The organism is Pelotomaculum schinkii, from assembly GCF_004369205.1.
Lineage (GTDB): Bacteria > Bacillota > Desulfotomaculia > Desulfotomaculales > Pelotomaculaceae > Pelotomaculum_C > Pelotomaculum_C schinkii.
The window spans coordinates 153639-172853 of the sequence record NZ_QFGA01000004.1 but is presented as its reverse complement, the minus strand read 5'-3'; the positions used below and the strand labels follow the sequence as shown (position 1 = coordinate 172853).

At 51.7% G+C, this 19215-nt stretch carries 21 protein-coding genes and 1 pseudogene; 8 read left to right on the top strand and 14 right to left on the bottom strand.

The window, feature by feature from the left end; translation table 11 throughout:
• Nucleotides 1–73: 73 nt before the first annotated feature.
• The gene (locus Psch_RS21510) at nt 74–649 is read right to left on the bottom strand and encodes a transposase (protein WP_282432489.1); all 576 of its coding nucleotides are present in this window, start codon (nt 647–649) and stop codon (nt 74–76) included.
• On the opposite strand from Psch_RS21510, the gene Psch_RS21295 reads away from it, so the two are divergent.
• On the top strand, nt 552–914 hold the full coding sequence (locus Psch_RS21295; protein ID WP_243124255.1) for a hypothetical protein: 363 nt from the start codon (nt 552–554) through the stop codon (nt 912–914). The genes Psch_RS21510 and Psch_RS21295 overlap by 98 nt on opposite strands.
• Nucleotides 818–1018, top strand: a pseudogene (locus tag Psch_RS21775) (helix-turn-helix domain-containing protein); the annotation flags it as partial. The gene Psch_RS21295 and the pseudogene Psch_RS21775, both read left to right, overlap by 97 nt.
• Before the next feature lie 449 nt (nt 1019–1467).
• Here Psch_RS21775 and Psch_RS19870 read toward each other — a convergent pair.
• Entirely contained in the window at nt 1468–1638 is a 171-nt protein-coding gene (locus Psch_RS19870) for a hypothetical protein (RefSeq protein WP_190259455.1), read from the bottom strand.
• 437 nt (nt 1639–2075) lie between these two features.
• Here Psch_RS19870 and Psch_RS19865 point away from each other — a divergent pair, with 437 nt between their 5' ends.
• On the top strand, nt 2076–2564 hold the full coding sequence (locus Psch_RS19865; protein ID WP_190259454.1) for a DUF4395 domain-containing protein: 489 nt from the start codon (nt 2076–2078) through the stop codon (nt 2562–2564).
• A gap of 254 nt (nt 2565–2818) precedes the next feature.
• Here Psch_RS19865 and Psch_RS19860 read toward each other — a convergent pair whose 3' ends face one another.
• Complete coding sequence (locus Psch_RS19860; RefSeq protein WP_190259453.1) at nt 2819–3661, bottom strand: nucleotidyl transferase AbiEii/AbiGii toxin family protein; 843 nt, start codon at nt 3659–3661, stop codon at nt 2819–2821.
• Nucleotides 3661–4254, bottom strand: coding sequence for a type IV toxin-antitoxin system AbiEi family antitoxin domain-containing protein (locus Psch_RS19855; RefSeq protein WP_190259452.1), 594 nt, complete (start codon nt 4252–4254; stop codon nt 3661–3663). The genes Psch_RS19860 and Psch_RS19855 overlap by 1 nt, the downstream gene beginning before the upstream one ends.
• Nucleotides 4255–4583: 329 nt before the next feature.
• Between Psch_RS19855 and Psch_RS19850 the strand changes: the two genes are divergently transcribed.
• Together Psch_RS19850 and Psch_RS19845 are read left to right on the top strand one after the other, a co-directional pair.
• Nucleotides 4584–4757, top strand: coding sequence for a hypothetical protein (locus Psch_RS19850; RefSeq protein ID WP_190259451.1), 174 nt, complete (start codon nt 4584–4586; stop codon nt 4755–4757).
• Nucleotides 4758–4857: 100 nt separating this feature from the next.
• Nucleotides 4858–5205 (top strand): recombinase family protein, encoded by a 348-nt coding sequence (locus Psch_RS19845; RefSeq protein WP_243124254.1) that lies wholly within the window; start codon nt 4858–4860, stop codon nt 5203–5205.
• Between the two features lie 190 nt (nt 5206–5395).
• Here the strand turns inward: Psch_RS19845 and metK are convergent, their stop codons facing one another.
• The 4 genes from metK to Psch_RS19825 all read right to left on the bottom strand — a co-directional run bounded on the left by metK (nt 5396) and on the right by Psch_RS19825 (nt 10390).
• Entirely contained in the window at nt 5396–6586 is a 1191-nt protein-coding gene (metK, locus tag Psch_RS19840; protein ID WP_190259450.1) for a methionine adenosyltransferase, read from the bottom strand.
• A 153-nt stretch (nt 6587–6739) separates the two neighbouring features.
• Nucleotides 6740–7018: a YlmC/YmxH family sporulation protein gene (locus tag Psch_RS19835; protein WP_190259449.1), complete on the bottom strand. Its 279-nt coding sequence runs from the start codon at nt 7016–7018 to the stop codon at nt 6740–6742.
• 81 nt (nt 7019–7099) lie between these two features.
• On the bottom strand, nt 7100–8650 hold the full coding sequence (gene murJ / locus Psch_RS19830; protein ID WP_190259448.1) for a murein biosynthesis integral membrane protein MurJ: 1551 nt from the start codon (nt 8648–8650) through the stop codon (nt 7100–7102).
• Between the two features lie 321 nt (nt 8651–8971).
• Nucleotides 8972–10390 carry a phosphoglucomutase/phosphomannomutase family protein gene (locus Psch_RS19825; protein WP_190259447.1) on the bottom strand — a complete coding sequence of 473 codons (1419 nt, stop codon included), beginning with the start codon at nt 10388–10390 and terminating at the stop codon, nt 8972–8974.
• Between the two features lie 282 nt (nt 10391–10672).
• On the opposite strand from Psch_RS19825, the gene Psch_RS19820 reads away from it, so the two are divergent.
• Nucleotides 10673–10819 carry a hypothetical protein gene (locus Psch_RS19820; protein WP_190259446.1) on the top strand — a complete coding sequence of 49 codons (147 nt, stop codon included), beginning with the start codon at nt 10673–10675 and terminating at the stop codon, nt 10817–10819.
• Nucleotides 10820–10928: 109 nt separating this feature from the next.
• Here Psch_RS19820 and Psch_RS19815 read toward each other — a convergent pair whose 3' ends face one another.
• The 4 genes from Psch_RS19815 to fabZ form a co-directional block, all read right to left on the bottom strand.
• Nucleotides 10929–11849 (bottom strand): SDR family oxidoreductase, encoded by a 921-nt coding sequence (locus Psch_RS19815; protein ID WP_134216686.1) that lies wholly within the window; start codon nt 11847–11849, stop codon nt 10929–10931.
• A complete protein-coding gene (galU, locus tag Psch_RS19810) occupies nt 11846–12742 on the bottom strand; it encodes a UTP--glucose-1-phosphate uridylyltransferase GalU (protein WP_134216687.1) in 897 nt (298 codons plus the stop codon). Before galU ends, Psch_RS19815 begins: the two co-directional genes overlap by 4 nt.
• Before the next feature lie 71 nt (nt 12743–12813).
• Nucleotides 12814–13920 carry a glycosyltransferase family 4 protein gene (locus Psch_RS19805; protein WP_134216688.1) on the bottom strand — a complete coding sequence of 369 codons (1107 nt, stop codon included), beginning with the start codon at nt 13918–13920 and terminating at the stop codon, nt 12814–12816.
• A gap of 175 nt (nt 13921–14095) precedes the next feature.
• The gene (gene fabZ, locus Psch_RS19800) at nt 14096–14530 is read right to left on the bottom strand and encodes a 3-hydroxyacyl-ACP dehydratase FabZ (RefSeq protein ID WP_134216689.1); all 435 of its coding nucleotides are present in this window, start codon (nt 14528–14530) and stop codon (nt 14096–14098) included.
• Nucleotides 14531–14686: 156 nt separating this feature from the next.
• On the opposite strand from fabZ, the gene Psch_RS19795 reads away from it, so the two are divergent.
• On the top strand, nt 14687–15169 hold the full coding sequence (locus Psch_RS19795; protein ID WP_134216690.1) for a DUF4330 domain-containing protein: 483 nt from the start codon (nt 14687–14689) through the stop codon (nt 15167–15169).
• A gap of 34 nt (nt 15170–15203) precedes the next feature.
• Here the strand turns inward: Psch_RS19795 and Psch_RS19790 are convergent, their stop codons facing one another.
• Both Psch_RS19790 and Psch_RS19785 read right to left on the bottom strand, forming a co-directional pair.
• A complete protein-coding gene (locus Psch_RS19790; RefSeq protein ID WP_243124253.1) occupies nt 15204–16382 on the bottom strand; it encodes a glycosyltransferase in 1179 nt (392 codons plus the stop codon).
• Nucleotides 16379–17509 carry a glycosyltransferase family 4 protein gene (locus Psch_RS19785; protein WP_190259444.1) on the bottom strand — a complete coding sequence of 377 codons (1131 nt, stop codon included), beginning with the start codon at nt 17507–17509 and terminating at the stop codon, nt 16379–16381. Before Psch_RS19785 ends, Psch_RS19790 begins: the two co-directional genes overlap by 4 nt.
• Nucleotides 17510–17648: 139 nt before the next feature.
• On the opposite strand from Psch_RS19785, the gene Psch_RS19780 reads away from it, so the two are divergent.
• Nucleotides 17649–19175: an O-antigen ligase family protein gene (locus Psch_RS19780; RefSeq protein ID WP_190259443.1), complete on the top strand. Its 1527-nt coding sequence runs from the start codon at nt 17649–17651 to the stop codon at nt 19173–19175.
• Nucleotides 19176–19215: the final 40 nt, after the last annotated feature.

Genomic DNA, 19215 nt, shown 5'->3' with positions numbered 1-19215 from the left:
CTCCACCTATATGAGAACGGACTTCACCGACAGCTTTCTAGGAGGGTGTTGCATAAAACCTGTTTTTTTAAGCTCACTGCCTATGGTGAATTTTAAAAATTGAATGGGCTTGGTGAAGACCGTGATGCACCATCTCTGCCTGCTTGTTTTCGATCTTGCAGCGCTCGGGATATTCTTGCTTAAATTCTTCAGTTTGCTGAAAGACCCGTGCTTCCTGCAGATAACGCTCATACTGATTCACCGTAACGGTGCGTCTGCCTTTTTTGCTTTTGGTACACTGGCTTAACAAAGGCCAGTTTTGACATTCTTCCTGGGAAAAGACAAATACTTTCAGCCGATTTGTTTTCTTGTCATAGATTATTTCAACTGCCAATTTACCGACAGGACACTGACAGGTTTTAGCCTCCAAATCAATTTTAAAAGCCGATTTGGGAAAGCAACCATTTTGTCCAATGTTTGCAGGTACCGGGCAAACTAGTAGTTTGTTAATACTAAAACTACATAAGAACTGATTTCCATGATATACTCTTCCCAGAGGGGAGGGGTATGCCTTGCCAAAAGTAAGAAACCATGTACGTCTTTCTGAGAGCGAACGTAAAACACTTTTAAAGATTATCTCCAAAGGCACAGCTTCAGCCAAATCTATCATGCACGCCAATGTGCTGCTGGCCGCCGATGAGAACAGTGAAAGTGGCAAAAAGAGCGAAGCCGAGATTGCAGAACTCTTTCATGTCCACCCGCGGACAGTACATACCAACGGCAGCAGTATTCAGAGCACGGGCTTCAGGTTGCACTCGACAGAAAGAAACGCAAGACGCCTCCGGTTGAACCCAAGCTTACCGGAGAAGTGGAAGCAAAGATTATTGCGCTCAGCTGCAGCGCTCCACCACCGGGGTGGTCCAGATGGACATTGAGATTATTGGCCGATAAGGCGGTCGGACTGCACTACATTGACAGCATCTCCCATGTAGCCGTGGGACGGCTTTTAAAAAAACGAACTCAAGCCTCACCTCCGTAAATGTTGGTGCATTCCGCCCGAACAGAACGCTGCCTTCGTTGCTTGCATGGAAGACGTTTTAGATCTGTATCAGAAACAATATTGTAGACTGTATCCGGTCATCTGCATGGATGAAAAGCCATACCAGCTTCTTGATGAAATCAGAACTCCGATCCCAATGAAACAGGGGTTTTTGCCTATTATTTAATGGATTTTATGGTCCCATTAAGTCAATATTACGGAGTTTTGCAACACCCTCCTAGTTCAATAAAAAACCGGTTATTAATCTTTCAATCAGTTGGTCACTTATATGTTAGCATCTACTAACTAAAATGCAACCGAAACATTTGTATAATTTTATCATATAAACAACAATTTGGATTAAAAACCGGAAAAACCATGTTAACGGGACCATGAATTTATGGGGCTGCCACAAAACAAACTACAAAAATCGCCTAAAACCAAAGGGTTTAACGGCAGAGTTTGCGCATAAAGCCCTCCGCCCACGGCTCCTGGTCCTTCATCACAATTATGAGCCTGACTGCTTCATTACCGGATTTACGGTAACGCTCGCCCAGTTTGCTCAAGTAGTAAGCCCCTGCCAGCAACAGCGCTGCCAGTGTCAGCAAGAAAAGCTTCAATGGCTCACCCCCCGGAGTTTTTACTGCACCCTATGCAGCGGGGGGGCCTGGGGTGATTTCTGTGCAAGCAGGAAATCATTCCATTTTCTGCCGCCGCGCTGGCGGTATGTGGAACACCAGGATTGTCGCATCCATTTTTCTCCCCATTTATTCACACCCATGAAGAAATCATATTCCGCATTGATTCCAGATCCTGCCTAAGAATTTCTGCTCCACGGCTCATGGTGATTTTATCTTCTTCAATAGCGTTAACACTTTTATTCCGCACGATTCAAGTAGACCGGCAATATCGCGGATCGGATTTTCATCATCAAGCTTTAATTTCCATGCAAGAAAGATCGCAAAATCCGCAAAGGTCCCTTGACAAGATCTGGAAATTAATGTAATATAATACATATAACATATAGGTATTATATGTATTTTACGAGGAGGTATATATGGCGATCAGTTTTTCATGTCCTGTTTCAGGCGAACAGCGCGACAATACAACAGTTCGCGTGGCCGCCGGTTTCGTATTTGTCATTGCCGGGTCGGCTTTATTGGCAGCATTACTGGTCTCGACGCGGGCAGCCGCTATTATCTCCGTGATTCTGGCGCTGGATTTTATTATTAGAGAGTTTCTCAAGCCCAAATACAGTCCGCTGGCAACACTGGCAAGGGGGACCGTCTCCGGTTTAAAACTCCCTCAAAAATTGGTTGACAGCGGGCCTAAAGTGTTTGCGGCGCGAATCGGTGTGATTTTCTCGGTGCTTACAGCTATTCTATATTCAGCCAATCTCCTGTACGCAGGTAGTGCCGTTTTAGGCATTTTATTGATATGCGCCGCATTGGAGTCTTTTTTAGGGTTTTGCCTCGGCTGCTGGATATATTCACTGTTGCCGAAAAAATGGGGGTGTGCGCTCGCGCAAGAGTTCACCAAAAAATAGAAAACCGTCGAAAAGACCGTCGATTATGTCAACGGTCTTTTCAATGGTGCGAGTGGTACTATAGCATTTTTTGAAAAAGTCAGTAAATCAAGGGATTAAGGCAATCAAAGAGGCAGTATTTACATTAAAAATACGCCGTGGATGATCAATCCTGAGCCAGAAGGACTTATGATGTGGGAGTCCACATAATTTATGCCTTGTTTTGTTATAGCAGATATAACGTATCCTTTAGCAGTACTACTTTCTACTATATTCTATGGTTTAACGGCATTACACAGTCCCCTGACCGCCTGTATCACATCTTCCCAACCGATATCGGTAGCATAATCAAATTTGCGCTGATAGCTTTTCCATAGAGCCGCTATATCAGGGCTGCTCTCAATTTCATCCAGAATCAAATCCATGTTACTGACGACGGCCAAAGAACCTCTTTTTTCACTAGTGTTAGTAAATGCCGCACGTAGCACATCTTTGTCGATGTTGTGAGACTGTGTGGTTTCGAGGGCAAAAATATCATAAAAATCCCGCATACGGGTATTGGCTGTTCCGCGGGAGAGAAGGGTTTCAATCTTCTCGGCCAGGACCGTTTCCAGGTTATAGGCCAGTATGGATATGGAGCGATCTTCGAATAACAATCTGAATGAGTAAGATACTTCACCTGGTGTTATCATGTCTCCCGTGGAGAAATCGATTTTTAGGGGTGTATGCATCTTTTCAAGCATGGTGTCCAGCATGACCCGAATTCCGGGATAGTCCAACTCATCCATAATCGTTGCAACGCTTTTTATCTCGAATGACATCCCATCTTCTATTTCAACGGCAGTAATTTCCTCAACGATTTTCCTGGCGCTTTCAACAGATAAAGGCAAGTCTTTGATCGTTGCGTCAATATCCAATGTCGAGCGGTTGTCCAGCCCGACCATGGCGGCAACCAAAGTGCCGCCCTTCAATATGAGATTGTTTCTGTATGGAGACAGTGACAACCGTTCAAGGAAACGCTCCATAACGTAATTGCGGATAATTATCTGCGCTTTTGTGCTATCACCTTTTGACATGTTGCGTACCAAGGCTTTCAATTGCGTTAAAGTACGAAGCATTACAGAAGCACCCCCAAATACTGCCTGACAGTTTTTTCAACAGAAAAAGACTTTGCGTAACGCATCAGCAAAGGGATATTTTTATTCTTAAGGCGCACATATTCCTTGACTGCCGTTTGCAAATCCTGAATTTCGATATTCCTCCTGCTGCGGAATAAATCGCAGATCGTCCGTTCAGGGTTATAAACTCTCAACGTATGCCCCGCAGGGGATTGAGCTTCCGTAATGCCTTTTTCAAAGAGGGTATCCTTGACCTTATAGACCTTTATACCTTGTTTCGTCAGTCCTGCCGAATTTGCTCCGGTCTTTAGCGTCACGGTATATTGGAGCGGTTCGCGGTTTGCGAGTTTTAGCAAGTACAAGGCGGTTTCGTGAGAAAAGATCGCTTCAGGATAGCGCACCTGGATGACATACATCCCGTCATCCCATGCATCCTGTGCCATATACAAGCCTTGAGTGACACGGGCGAGACCCCTGTCACGAACATATTCACCCAGATACGTTCTTGAGATTCCTGCTTTGGTAGCATCGGAAGTTTTCAAAAAGCCATTATTCTCTTGCAAAAGACAATCGAGGATTTCAAATTTACTCATTAAAAATCACCTTACTTTCACGCCCTTATTATATCCAAAATGGGCATGAGAGTAAACATAGCAGACACCCAACCCAAAACGGCAAAACCATATTACGACGCAAGGGTAAGGGTAAATCTGTGAAGCAATTAAATTAAAGTAAAGATCGCTCGTTGCTTCCCAAAGATTATATTCTGTATTTCACTTTTTAGGTGTAACTCATTCACGCTCCCAACTGCATGGCATTCAAAACACATAATACCAAAAGCGAATCAATCCGCTTAAATACTGAAACTCAGCCGCCGTCAGGCGGTTTTTTATATATCTAAAAACACAGGAGGTAACTGTCCATGCATGATATGCAACTTCCAACGACAAAGGTTTCATATGACCCCAAAGCCGGCACCGCCCAAATGCTCATCGATGATCACAAAGTCACGCTCCATTTCCAAGCGGAAGACCCGTCCAAATGTTTATGGCATTTTTTATTTGAGGCGTGGGCTGCCGAAGGCGCCGACACTTAGGCTGTGGTTGAAAAAACAGGAAAAGATTGAGTACCATGAACAGAGTTTATTGTTTGTATCGTATTTCCAATGGAAATAAAAAGAGGAAAACGACATCCCTATGCAGCAAACCGTCTACTGCGCGTTTGCAAAAAAGCAGGGGTGGGAAATTATACGGGAATTCACCGAGAAGGGAATATCCGGGTATAAATCGGCCCTAAATGAGCGGAACGCATTACGGTTAATTCGAGAGGACGCCTACCTCAGAAAATTCGATATTCTCCTGGTCTTTATGTTTGACCGGATCGGCTGGCGCGACGATGAGACGCCCTTTGTCGTTGAATATTTAGTTAATAACGGCGTATCCGTCTGGAGCGTATGCGAGGGTGAGCAACGGTTCGACAACCACGTGGATAAGCTGACCAATTATATCCGCTATTGGCAGGCGTCCGGGGAAAGTGAAGACTGACACCCCTTTCGTTTGGTAATGCCATTATAAAAAAGCTGGCAGTTGCGTTGCCACCATCTGCACTTAGAGATTTGTCAACCGGCGGTTGCGATGTTATTTTCACCTATAAATGCAGTAACGATGGGTTGGTCGCAATGTCTATCTGAAAAGAAAAATGCAGGCGCTAATTTTCCACCTGCATTGAAAAATGCTACAGTCCTGCCCCGCGCCGGAGCGCTTCCGCCTTATCGGTGCGCTCCCATGGCAAATCAAGGTCGTTGCGCCCGAAATGCCCGTACGCGGCAACCTGCCGGTAGATGGGGCGGCGCAGGTCCAGTTCCTTGATGATGCCGGCTGGCCTCAAGTCAAAGTGCTCCCGGACCAGATTGACCAGGGTATTTTCATCAACCTTGCCGGTACCAAAAGTTTCTACGGCAATAGACACCGGACGGGCCACCCCGATGGCGTAAGCCACCTGGAATTCACACCTGTCGGCCAGTCCCGCGGCTACGATATTCTTGGCCACATAGCGGGCGGCATAGCTGGCTGAGCGGTCAACTTTGGTGGGATCCTTGCCTGAAAAGGCCCCGCCGCCATGGCGGGCCATGCCGCCGTAAGTATCCACAATAATTTTACGGCCGGTCAGGCCGGTGTCACCCTGGGGACCGCCAATGACGAAGCGTCCGCTCGGGTTAACCAGGAAACGGGTAGTCCCGTCGACATATTCCGGCGGAATTACCGGCATGATTACATGTTCTATAATGTCTTTTTGAATTTCCTCCAGGGTCATCTTGGCATCATGCTGGGTCGATACTACGATAGTGTCGACGCGTACCGGACGGTTGTCCTCATACTCAACAGTCACCTGAGTTTTACCGTCGGGGCGCAGGTATGGCAGCAATTTCGCCTTGCGGACTACGGCCAGCCGCCTGGATAGTTGGTGCGCCAGTGATATCGGCATCGGCATCAGCTCCGGCGTCTCATTTACAGCGTAGCCGAACATCATCCCCTGGTCGCCGGCCCCGGTGGCTTCCAAAATATCTTCAAGGTCCCGGCCGTCACGGACCTCAAGAGCACGGTCTACACCCTGGGCGATATCACTGGACTGCTCATCTATGGAAGTCAAGACCGCGCAGGTATCGCAATCGAAGCCATACTTGGCTCGCGTGTAGCCAATCTCCCGCACCGTCTCGCGGGCTATTTTGGGAATATCCACATAGCAGTTGCAGGTAATCTCACCGCTGACCAGGATCAGTCCGGTGGTAACCAGAGTCTCACAGGCTACTCTGGCTGACGGGTCCTTTTCAAATATGGAATCCAGCACTCCATCGGAAATCTGGTCGGCAATTTTGTCGGGGTGACCCTCAGTTACCGACTCAGAGGTAAAAAGTCGTCTGCTCACTTTAACTCCCCCTTATGTAAGACTAGCCCATCCATAAAATAAACCCCCTGGGCAGAGGTTTCGAATGGGGGGCAGTAGACTCCCTCTTAACACAACATAACAGGAATCACAGTAATTCTAACAAAAACGGGTAAACATTGTCAACAAAACGGTTTACCCGGACCACTTTGCCATTAATGGACGAGTAGATGGAGTCTCTGCTTCAACCAGCACGGTGTGGATCCCGATTTTTCTGATCTTTTCCCAGGGAACCACTACATCCCGGCCCGCGTCCAGAAGCCCATAGAATTTCCTTTCGCCTGAGCCAAGAACCAGGGCAAGCACCTGTCCGGTTGCCAGGTCGATTTGGACATCTTTTACAGCTCCTAATTTAGAACCATCGATCAGGTTGACAATATCTCTCTGGACGAGTTCTGAAATTTTAAAAGCCATTGCTGACACCTCCTCCCCACACCTTATGCCGGGAGCAACGATTTGGCGCCTGTCAGCCTCAAATAATTTCATCTGGAATTATCAGCTGTCCGCCCTGCTTCCTCTGGCCGTACGCCAGAAATACCGGACCTCGCGAGCCCCCAGCAGCAGGACGGCGGCCAGGTAAACCGCCAGACCGGCCGCGCCGGCCAGCCCAACCTGGAGAACCAGCCCGGCAGTACCGGAGAGCCAACCATCCAGTGCGCGGTTTGCCGCATAGGTGGCTGCAGCCATCAATCCGGCGGAGACCAGCACGGCCAGACCGAATTTTAGCAATCCATTATGGTAAAGACCAGGTAATTTTTTCCCAAGGAACACCATCAACAGGGTCATGTTGGCCAGGCTGTACAGAGAACTGGCCAGGGCCAGGCCCCCCAGCTGCAGGGGTTTGATCAGGATTAAACTCATGACCAGGTTGAGCAGAACCGCCACAACAGCAATTTTTACCGGCGTACGGGTGTCCTGGAGAGAGTAAAAGACCCGCGTCAGCAGGAATACTCCAGCTTGTCCCAGCAAGCCGATGGCGTAAAAAAAGACGGCTGCAGAAGTTATTTCTGCTGAGCCTTGATTAAAAGCCCCTCTCTCAAAGGTCAGGGACACGATAGGTTTACTTAGGACCATCAAACCCACACTGGCGGGAACAGTAATCAGCGCTACGGCTTTGAGCGAGTTGGCCAGAACAACGGCAACCCCGTCCCGGTCACCTCCCGCAGCCCGCGCCGACAGCGTGGGGAAAACAGCTGTACTCAAAGCCATCCCGAATAAACCCAGGGGAAACTGGTTCAACCTGTCGGCGTAACTAAGCGCTGAGAGGCTTCCCTCCGGCAGCCAGGTACCCAGCACTACGTTAATCAGAATAGGGGCCTGGTTGATGGTTATGCCCAGTACGGACGGCAAAGCCAGGTAATAAACCTGCCGTACTCCAGGATGCTTGAGGTCAATGTCTAGATTCAGGCGGAAGCCGGACTTGAACAAGACCGGCAGCTGGACCAGGGCCATCCCGACAGCGGCCAGCACCGTACCCAGAGCCAGCCCGTAAATACCGTAAAAAGAGTAAAGGGTAAGCGTAAATATAATTATTAAAATATTGTTGACCGAAGTACTAAAAGCCGGCAACCCGAAGGTATTATTGGCATTTAAAAGACCTGTAAAGAGAGAAGCCAGTCCGGTAAAAACCATCAGCGGCAGCAGGATGCGAAGCAGTTCCACGATCAACCGCCATTGCTCACCCTGATAACCGGGCGCCAGCAGCTTAACCAGGAGAGGCGCGCCCAGGATGCCGACTAAAGAGGCTGCCAGGTAAAACAGGGAAACGACGACCATGACCGTGTTGAATATCTTCCAGGCCTCATTTCTCCTTCCCTTGCCAGCGTACTCGACAAACACCGGCACGATCACCGTGGCCAGCGCCCCGCTAACGATAGTAAAAAGCATATTTGGCATTTTTATAGCTATTTGGTAGCAGTCATAGGGCATGGAGGTACCGAACTGGTTGGCTATCACAATATCGCGCACCAGCCCCAGCACCTTTGACATTAAGCTAAAAAAGGCGAGCAGTAACGTCGCCTTGAAAATAAATCTACCTGTCGTCATATTTCAACACCGCATACTTCTTTCTACAACAGTCCGGCAAATCCTTCTTTTTTGAGACGTGAGACATGGGACGTGAGACGTGGGAATATGCTGTATTCCTTTAGGGTCAAAACAATCTAATAATAGGTCAGCAGAGCATTGATGCTAAGCGATGTAGGTGCGATTTCAATCGCACAAAAACTGCGGAGCAGTTTAAGGGACTTCTACAAAGACCTTTTCATAGTGCATTTTCAGCAGGTCAGTGTGCGAATGAATTCGCACCTACATTCTCAGAGCAGATTACCTACTCTCAAAACTTTTGTCCGTTATAACAGGCTTAATCTAAATCCCCAGCAAACTTCTTGTTGCCGCCTGGATTTCTTTGATTTCTTCATGGCTTTCGGCTTCCACGTAAATTCTAAACAACGGTTCGGTCCCTGAGGCCCGGATCAACAACCATGCGCCTCCCTCAAGCAGCAGCTTAACCCCGTCGACGGAGGAACTCCCGGTCACTTTTCGACCGGCAACCTCCTCCGGCATGAAACTTTGCAGAACACCCAATACTCTCTCCTTATCGGCTGGGGAAGTATGCACATCCAGGCGTTCGCTGTAGAGGTGGCCGTATTCTCCGGCGATATCTTCCAGCAGATCGGTCAGGCTCTTGCCGTGCACAGCCACCATTTCCGCTGCCAGCAACCCCGCCAGGATGCCGTCTTTTTCCGGAACGTGACCCTGTATGGATAAACCGCCGCTCTCCTCACCGCCCACTATTACGCCTTGCTCCAATATGCACTGCCCGATGTACTTAAAGCCCACCGGGGTTTCAAACACTTTGAGCCCCTTCCGATCAGCCATGCGGTCCAGCAGGTGGGTGGTGGCTACGGTCCGCGCCACAGGACCCTCCAGCCCCCGGAAGGTGAGCAGGTGGTAATACAAAAGCGGCAGGAACTGGTTGGGGGTAATGAATTCTCCGTTGGCGTCAATAATTCCAAAACGGTCGGCGTCGCCGTCCAGCGCCAGGCCCAGCCGGGCGCCTCCCTCTACCACTATTCGCCGCAGTTCCTGGAGAGACTTGGCGGTTGGCTCCGGCAGGCTTCCTCCAAATAGCGGGTCACGGTGGCAGTGGATGGCCACTACTTCCGCCCCGGCCCTGGTTAATAGGTCTTCCAGGTACCCCACGCCCGCTCCGCACATGGGATCTACCGCGATCTTCAGCCCGGCCTTGCCGATAGCGTTCAAATCCACCAGACTGGCCAGGTGCTCGGCATAATCGCTATGCGGATCGATAGTAATGACGGAGGCTTTGGAGGATACCGTCCGGCCGTCTTCACCGGTTGTACCCGTGCCCTGCAGTTGCCTGATGTTGTCTTCGATTTCCGCGGTAATATGGGGCAGCGCAGGCCCGGCGTATTCCGGAATGAATTTAAAACCGTTGTATTCCGGCGGGTTGTGGCTGGCTGTAAGCATCACAGCGCCTCCCGCCTGCTGCAGCCACACTGCCAGGGCAACTACCGGGGTAGGAGTTGAACGCGCGGTCAGATAAACGGTTATGCCCTGTTCAGCCAATACTCTCGCTATCTCAGATGCAAACCGCTCAGACATAAAGCGGTTGTCGTAACCCACCACAATGCCCTTCGCCGCCAGGTTGTGGGCGTTTATATAGCGGGCTACGGCCCGCGCCACCAGCCTCACGTTGTCAAAAGTGAAATCCTCGGCAAGAATGCCGCGCCAGCCATCAGTGCCAAACGATATCCTCTTCATCACAATCCTCCCGGTAACTAAGTAATTGGAATCCCTGTTTTAATCACTATGCTTAAAGCCTTTTATACAGTTCGTTTCTTAAATATATGCTGCCCGGGTAAAATTTTCCAGACGATGATTCATATTCTGCCGCTCCTCCCAGTATAATCTATAAAATGGCGCCGATCAAACATGCTCATAACTTTCCTTCATCCCAAAGCTAAGTTTTCCGGGGGGAGTTGTGATTATGCACAGCCGCGCGTCTCTTTGCCTTAAGGCAAATTTGAAGCAGGAGGGGTAACTGTGCGAAAGCAGGAAGTTATACATAAACTGGGAGAACGCAAAAAAATGTTTGAAGACTACCTGGAACTAGTCAGACGGCAACCCCGGCTACCGGTCCATAAGGACCGCCCATATCGCGTCAACACACCCAGGAAAGCCTGGAAATAATATTCCGGGGCGCCCACATGAACCCATAGGAAGACAAAAAAGCTGCCGGATTTAAGTCCCGCAGCCTGAATTATGCAAGAGTTGCTATCGCTAATACTACACTCCTGTTTTACTTGTTTTCCACCCGGTAATATTCCAACGTCCGCCGCAGTCCAGCCTCCAGGCTGACGCGGGGAGCCCAGTTCAGAGCCTCCCGGGCCCGGTTGTTGGCCAGGTAACTATGAGTAATATCACCGGGACGGGGCGGGCAATACTCGGGCTCCAGCGGGCTATTGGTCAATTCCTTCATAATCTTGAACAAGTTGTTGACGGAGATCCTGGTACCCGTACTGACGTTCAGTATTTTTCCGTGGCCCTGGAATAGCGCGGCCAGATTGGCTGAAGCCACGTCCCCCACATAGATAAAATCCCTGGTCTGCTCGCCGTCTCCAAAAATCTTGGGGCGCTTGCCGTTTAAAAAACGATCCGCAAATACCGCCACCACGCCGCCTTCCCCGGAGGCGTCCTGGCGGGGGCCGCAAACGTTGGAATAGCGCAGGACGGTGGTTTTAATCCCGTAAATCTCACTGTAGATTTTCAGGTAATGCTCCACGGTATGCTTTGAAGCCCCATATGGAGATTGGGGTTCAATCACGTGGTCCTCATCAACAGGCAGGTAGGCCGGCCTGCCGTACACGGCTGCGGAAGAGGCGTAAATAACTTTGCCGACACGATTGCGGCGGCAGGCTTCGAGCAGGTTGATGGCGCCCAGAATATTAATTCTGGCGTCGGCGAGAGGCTCCTGCAAAGAGCGCTGGACGTCAATTTGCGCGGCCTGGTGGATTACGGCGTCCGGTTTGACCCTCGCCAATACCTCGCCCAATTCCGCGTCCTCAACCTTGACATGGTAAAAATCAACCGCCGGGTTTATATTTTCAAACCGGCCGGTGGAAAGGTCGTCCACAACCGCAACCTGCATACCCGATTCCAACAATGTGTCTACAATATGGGAACCGATAAACCCGGCGCCCCCGGTTACCACAACTTTCAATCGACAGCCCCCTCACTGGAGAGCCGGCTGCCCAAGGCCAGCAGGTACTTCCTGAATTCGCCGGCAAGGTCCGGCCGGGCCAAAGCAAACTCCACCGTTGCTTTGAGAAACCCAAGCTTATCACCAACATCATAGCGCCTGCCCTGGAAAGCCAGCCCATAAATGGGCTTCTCACGGCACAGGACCCGCAGGGCGTCGGTAAGCTGAATTTCTCCTCCGGCTCCGGGCCTGGTTTCAGCCAAAACCGGAAATATGCGAGGTTCAATCACATAGCGTCCCATCACGGCCAGGCGGGAAGGAGCTTTATCCACAGGAGGCTTCTCCACCAAATCCTTAATCCGGTAGACCCCGGGGCTTTCCTCAACCGCATCCAGGATCCCGTACTTGCTCACGTCCTCTAAAGGCACTTCCATCACCGCGATCACCGAGGACTGTACCTCGTCGTAAAGGTCCGTCAACTGCCGCAGGCAGGGTGTGTCGCTCTGCACGATATCGTCACCCAACAGCACGCCAAAGGGTTCTTCACCGATAAACTGCCTGGCGTAATAAACGGCGTGGCCCAGACCCAGCTGCTCTTTTTGGCGTATGTAATGGAGGTCTACCAGATCACTGATGTCCCGAACCAGTTCCAGAAGATCTTTTTTCCCTTTTTCTTTCAGATGCGCCTCCAGCTCGAGGGCTTTATCGAAGTGATCCTCAATAGCACGCTTGTTACTTCCTGTTATGATCAGGAGCTGGTCTATACCGGAGCCAACTGCCTCCTCAATAATGTACTGAATGGCAGGCTTATCTACTATGGGAAGCATTTCCTTCGGCTGGGCCTTGGTGGCGGGCAAAAAACGCAGGCCCCTGCCCGCAGCCGGGATGATCGCTTTTCTTACTTTTTTTATCATAAAACCACTCCTTTTACGCTAATAAATGAGATACTTCGAGCAATTTAACTCCTGATGACCAAACAGCGGTCCTACATGTGTGAGGACCGCTGCTGTTTATTCGGTTGAGTTGTATAGGCCGCCCGGCTTCTCGCTCCGGTGACGCCCAGCTTGTTCGCCAATATCAGCACGGCGGTCGATAAAACCACCAGGAAGATAATGGCCTGTTTGGGAGTAAGCAGAGTCAGCAATATGGCGCTCAGGCCCAGCACGATGTTTACCCCGTAGATGCACAAAACGGCCTGACGGTGGTTGAGTCCCATTTTCATCAGGCGGTGGTGCAGGTGTTGCTTATCCGGCTGAAAGATTGGCTTTTGCCCGTTGAAACGCCTGATAATAGCGCAGATAGTATCCAGCAGGGGTATCCCCAGAATAACCACAGGTATGATAACTGAAATGAAGGTTGCGCTTTTTGCCAGACCCATCACAGACAGGACGGCTACACTGAACCCGAGGTACATCGAACCCGTGTCCCCGAGAAAGATCTTGGCCGGATAAAAATTGTAGCGCAGGAAACCAAGCACCGCGGCAGCCAGGATCAGCGCCAGGGCTATGGCCTCGTACTGTCCCGGGGAAGCGCCTGCAGCGTTTCTGTTCGTCTCAATCCAAACCACCGCGGCCAGGGTCAGACTGGCAATGCAAACGGTGCCCCCGGCCAGACCGTCCAACCCGTCGATAAGGTTCACCGCGTTGGTGACTGAAACAATCCACAGCACGGTTACCGGGATACTCAGCAGGCCGAGCGCAAAATATTCCTCGGAAAAGGGGTTGGTCAAAATTTCCACCCTGAGTCCGAAGAATGGTATAACGGCAACGGCACACGCGGCAACCAGCTGACCGGCCAGCTTGACTCTGGGACTGATCCCCCGGGTGTCGTCAACAAAGCCCAGAAGTATAATCAGACCCCCGCCCAGCAGCAAGCCTATGATGTGGCCGGAGATCTGCTGCGTCAGCAGGACCGCCGTTGTAAAGGCGATAAAAACAGCCAGGCCGCCAAGCCTGGGCATTACCTGCTGGTGCACTTTTCTCTGATTCGGACGATCCAGGGCGCCCCATTTAAAAGCCCACTTCCTGACCAGGGGGGTAATCAACAGGACCACCCCTAATGCCAGCAGGATAGCCGTGACCGGTATCTGCACGCAGGCATCACTCCAAAACCCATAGTACAAGCACGATATCATACGTATTTTATCGTAATACGTCCCTTGGTGACAATAATGAAAAGGAAATCTTTACGGTTAAATAATCGATTAATAAACGAAATAGGACAATTAGCACTAAAATGCTCTTTATATTTCCCTATTTCGCAAGATCTTACGTTTTCTCCAAAGGTATCGCAAACATCAGCTCGGCCTCGGCAGCCATTTCCTCATCCACATAAGCAGCGGCGTAACTTTTACCGACCCGCCCGCGCAGTTTGCGGATTTCCACTTCAATTCTCAGCCGGTCGCCCGGTACCACCTGCCGGCGAAAGCGCGCTTTGTCAATCCCGGCAAAAAGAGGAATCTTCCCGGCAAATTCAGGCATTAATAAAAGGAGCGTCGCTCCCACCTGGGCCATGGCCTCTATAATCAATACCCCCGGCATAACCGGATAACCGGGGTAATGTCCTTGAAAGAACGGTTCATTGACGCTGACGTTCTTAATCCCCACCACCTTGCGCCCTTCCTCCACGGCAACGATCCTGTCAACAAGAAGAAAAGGGTAGCGGTGGGGCAATATTGACTGAATCTGGTTAATATCCAACAAAAATACAACCCCTCCTTGTCTATATTATAAACCCGGTTGTTACAAAATAAAACATTTGTTTTGCCAGCACGGTCAATGTCTCCTCACACCAACTTCAAGTTGATCTGCCGGGAGAATTGATTTATATTGTAATAAGAAAGTGGAAAGGGGACAGACATGAAACTAGTTGACGAAAAAGGAAAACTTTTTGGGTTGATTAATATTGTTGACTTCCTGGTTCTGTTAGCTGTACTGCTGGTCCTGGGCGGGGCCGCCTACAAATTAAAGGGGGGGACCGGCGGCGACACTGCCAGCAAGACGGTCAGGGTGACTGTTCTCGCCCCGGGCATCAGGCCTGAAATGCTGACCAGCATCAAAGTAGGTGACAGGATGGCGTCAGGCTCCAGCTTCACCAACGTGGTTATCAAGGACATCAAAATCCGGCCGGCTTACAGTATTACCACGGACAGCGCCGGGCGGCGGGTGGAAGCGACCGACCCGTATTTAAAGGATTTGATTGTCGTAGTTGAGGGGAAAACCAACATCTCCGGCGCCACCATCAACCTCGGGGATCAGGAAATCCGCAGGAGCAAGGATTACTATATCAAGTCCCTTGACTACGAATTCAAGGGCATGATCCTGGACGTGACTATTGAATAAAAAGAAGCAGGGGGACGGTTCTTTTGCTTCCTAATTAGGAATAAAAAGAACCGTCCCCCTGCTTCCTACGCTCTACGCCCAATTTGCGGGCAATCTCCTCTTCAATGACCGCGGCTCTGGCCTGCCAGGAATTCTCCTCAGCCAGCCGCAGCCGCCCGGCTGCTTTTTGCGGTGAATCTTTGGCCAGTTCCTCCTCCATCTTTTTCAAAAACTCCGGCTGATTACGGTAAACCGCAATAGCAGGCTGGAAAGGACGCACCTCGGGCAAATCTGAGGAAACCACGGGTTTGCCGGCAGCAAGGTATTCATAAAGCTTAACCGGGTTCACTCCTCGCGTCAGTTCGTTGATTTTAAACGGGATCAAGGCCAGGTCCAGGCCTTTCAGGTAGGAAGGAAGGGTCGCGTAACTCTTGCGGCCCAGGAGGTGGACGTTGGGCAACGCCTTTAGAATCGTCACGTCGGTATCGACAGGCCCGATCAACACCAGCGACCATTCCGGGTGCGTACGGGCCGCCGCTGCCAGCAGCTCCTGATCCAGCCACCGGCTCACCGCCCCAACATAACCGGCGACCGGACGGGGCAGGGAGGCTATTTCCGGCGGGATCTCCAGTTCGGGCTGCAGGGCTTTGTTGAAATGCGTGACATCGGCGCCGTTGGGAGCCAATAACAGGTCCGGCGCCTGGTCTTTCTTACTCTGGTACAACTCGCCGGCGCTGGTTAGCGTGACGTTGGCGCGGCCAAACAGTTCCCTTTCCATGCCCGCCACGGTTTCCCTCTTAATGAGTCCGGGAAAGGCCGTGTGTTCATCCGCGCAATCATATACCAGCAGGAGGTCCCGCGACAGCGGCAGGTCCACCGTGTTGGGCAGGTAGGTCCAGTATATGGTGGGCTGCCACCCCAGTTCACGGCAGACTCTTTTCAGGCCGGCGGCAAGTATCCGCTGGTTGAAACGGTTTACTACCCGGTAGATGTTGCCGAACGGCAATAATACCGGAGGACTGTAAACCCGGATCCGGTCATCAACACTGCGTACATGGTCATGGGGCTGTTTGCGCAGTTCAGGATTCTTCAGGGGGGAGAGATACGTGATGGGAGGGTCAACGTAGAGCACCCGGTTGCCCTGGCCGGCAAAGATAGACATGAATTGTTGCGCCCGGGCCCACATGCCTTCCCAGTTGGCGGCCGAAAGGCAGACAATCGTTTCTCCTCTCAATTTTCACACCCCGCTACCCGGCGATATAACTCCTCCGTACGGCGTGCCATGACCTGGGCTGTGAATTTTTCGCCAACGACTTGACTTGCTTTTTTAGCCATTTCCGCGGCTGCCTGCGGATGTTCCAGCATCCAGATGATATTTTTGGCCAGGGCCGCCGAATTGGCAGGCGGCGCCAACAAGCCGGTTTCCCCGTGCAATACCACCTCAGGCAGCCCGCCGACTTCGGTTGAAACTACGGGTATGCCCAGCGCCATAGCCTCAACCGCTGTCAGACCAAAGCCCTCCCAGAGCGACGATATCACCAGCAGGTCCAAATCCGCCATCACAGAACGCACCTCAGATACAAATCCGGTAAACGCAACCTGGCCTGCTATGCCAAGTTGACCGGCCATCTCCTCAAGGGCCGGCCGCTGGGGCCCCTCGCCCACCACTACAAAGCGGACCTCCGGATGCTGCTCCAGGACAATCCTGGCCGCCTCTAAAAAATATTGATGTCCCTTGACAGGATGCAGGCGGGCCACGATACCCACCAGCGGCACGGCAGGACCATAGCCGAGCATAGTCCTCGCGCCGGCTGTTTCTGAGGAAGGACTGAAGTCCTCTATGACAATGCCGTTATAGATCACCGTAACCCGGTCGGCCGGAACGCCGCCGGCAACCAGCTTTGCCTTGAGTCCCTGGGAAACCGCGATAAATTGGTCGGTCCAGCCTCGCGTGGCCCGTTCGGTAATGCTGTTGACCTGCCGCCTGAAGAAACCCGGGTAATCCCTTTCCAGAAGGCTGTGCACGGTCGTCACCACCGGCTTTCTATTGGCCTGGCGGGCGGCCAGCCTGCCCAGCAGGTTGGCTCTAACACCATGGGTATGGACGATATCAAAATTATTGTTGCGGATGATAGAAGCCAGCTTGCCCACCACACTCAAATCAGTCCTGTTTCTCATGGTCACGTCAAAGGCATTTAGCCCGGCTTGAGCGGCAATACCTACAAAGGGATCGCTAAAGAGACAGCAAACGGTGACCTCCACCATTTGCGGATTAAGAGCCCCGGCCAGATTAATAATATGTCTTTCGGCGCCGCCGAATTCACCGCCGCCGATAATATGGACAACTTTGATCAAACCCACAAAAAATAGCTCCCTTACTTTGCTTTTCCCATTTTATCAATTAACAGGCCTTTCCACAAGAACCCTGCCTCCAATCCTTCTGGATTTCCCCGGTGCTTTGCTTTATAATAATAAGGATTATTGTTTAAGGAGGATCCTTGTGGCCAAAGCACAGGTATGGCAGGAAAGTTTGGTTGGCCGCTTGACTGCGGGGACAATGCGGGCATGGCAGCAAAGCGCGGTTTACGGGTGGACTTACGGCACTCCAGCCTATAGCCGTCAGGAAGCGGTACGCCTTTCCCTGCTGGGACGGATAACAACTGCCGCTGCCGGGACTTTAGGGCGCCCGCTTGAGATAACCGGCGCAGCAATCAGGCGCGGTCTGGCCGAAAGCCTGTTTTCTAAAATCAAATTCCCGCCCGTGTTCAATAACAGCCTGGCCTTGCGCAGCCTCGCCGGTATCCGTGTGGAGACACTGCTGTGGCTGGTCTTTTCATATATCCTGATTGACTACGCATTGCGCGAGTCACTGGGAACTACCTCCTCTTTGGCAAGCTACTGGGATGAGCTGCTGCTCGTCGCCACTTTCCTGGCCTGGCCTGTGCAGATGGCCTTGCGGGGAAAGCTGACCTACCGTCTTACCCCGCTGGATTTACCAATACTGCTTTACCTGGCGGCAGCGGCCTTCCTTTTCCTGGTCCGCTCACCACAGCTCGAAATAGCCGTGGAGGGAGTGCGGGTTTATGTGGAGTACCTGTTCTGGTTCTTCGTGGCCAGCAACCTCCTGCTTAACAAGAGGCAGGTCCGGGCGCTGGTGAACTGGCTGGTACTGCTTGGCACGCTGGTGGCGCTGCACGGTGTCTACCAGTACATCATCGGGGTTGAAATACCGTCCACCTGGCTGGACAGCACGGAAAGCGTCAGGACCAGGGTCTTTTCCATCGTCGGCAGCCCCAATGTCCTGGGCAGCTTCCTGGTGCTGGTCATCCCCATCACGGTGAGCCAGGTCCTGTCCGCCAGAGGCAGGTTGCTGAAGTATTTTTACGCCCTTTGTCTGGCGCCGATGGTGCTGAGTCTCTTCTTTACCTATTCCCGCGGGGCCTGGCTGGCCATGGCCGGCGCCCTGGCTATTTACGGTCTGCTTTACAACTGGCGCATCCTGCTGGCCCTGGCGGCGGCCGCCTACACGGCGCCAAAGGTTATTCCGGGTATCGCCTCCCGCATCGGCTACATGCTGTCCCCCGCTTACCTGCTCAGCAGCGCCCGGGCGGGACGTGTAGCCCGCTGGAACATGGCTCTGAACAAGCTGCAAAACCACCCGCTGGTTGGCGAGGGGTTCGGCCGTTTCGGCGGAGCGGTCGCGGCCCGCCATATTCCCAGCAGTAATTACGTGGACAACTTTTACCTCAAGACAGCCGCCGAATCAGGCTTACTGGGCGTTGCCGCCCTGCTCTGGCTTCTTCTGTGCGGTATCCGGTGCGCCCTGAACTCCTACCGGAGGCTCACCGATACCTACCTGAAGGGGCTTGCCATGGGCTTGATATCCGGTCTATTGGGCGTCCTCCTGCACAACGGCGTGGAAAACATCTTCGAAGTCCCGATGATGACCGTCTACTTCTGGCTGCTTTTAGGCATGACCGCCGCGCTGCCCTACCTGGAAGGACAAGAGACCCCACCGGTAGACTAGAAACAAAACCAAAAAGCTACCGGTCGTTATGATATGCTAC

Bases quoted from the DNA above. Each gene is read 5' to 3' on its own strand.
- Psch_RS21510 (WP_282432489.1), bottom strand. From the start codon at position 649: ATGATAGATTTGGCTGAAGCTGTGCCTTTGGAGATAATCTTTAAAAGT.
- Psch_RS19865 (WP_190259454.1), top strand. From the start codon at position 2,076: ATGGCGATCAGTTTTTCATGTCCTGTTTCAGGCGAACAGCGCGACAAT.
- Psch_RS19860 (WP_190259453.1), bottom strand. From the start codon at position 3,661: ATGCTTCGTACTTTAACGCAATTGAAAGCCTTGGTACGCAACATGTCA.
- Psch_RS19855 (WP_190259452.1), bottom strand. From the start codon at position 4,254: ATGAGTAAATTTGAAATCCTCGATTGTCTTTTGCAAGAGAATAATGGC.
- Psch_RS19850 (WP_190259451.1), top strand. From the start codon at position 4,584: ATGCATGATATGCAACTTCCAACGACAAAGGTTTCATATGACCCCAAA.
- Psch_RS19845 (WP_243124254.1), top strand. From the start codon at position 4,858: ATGCAGCAAACCGTCTACTGCGCGTTTGCAAAAAAGCAGGGGTGGGAA.
- Psch_RS19835 (WP_190259449.1), bottom strand. From the start codon at position 7,018: ATGGCTTTTAAAATTTCAGAACTCGTCCAGAGAGATATTGTCAACCTG.
- murJ (WP_190259448.1), bottom strand. From the start codon at position 8,650: ATGACGACAGGTAGATTTATTTTCAAGGCGACGTTACTGCTCGCCTTT.
- Psch_RS19825 (WP_190259447.1), bottom strand. From the start codon at position 10,390: ATGAAGAGGATATCGTTTGGCACTGATGGCTGGCGCGGCATTCTTGCC.
- galU (WP_134216687.1), bottom strand. From the start codon at position 12,742: ATGATAAAAAAAGTAAGAAAAGCGATCATCCCGGCTGCGGGCAGGGGC.
- Psch_RS19795 (WP_134216690.1), top strand. From the start codon at position 14,687: ATGAAACTAGTTGACGAAAAAGGAAAACTTTTTGGGTTGATTAATATT.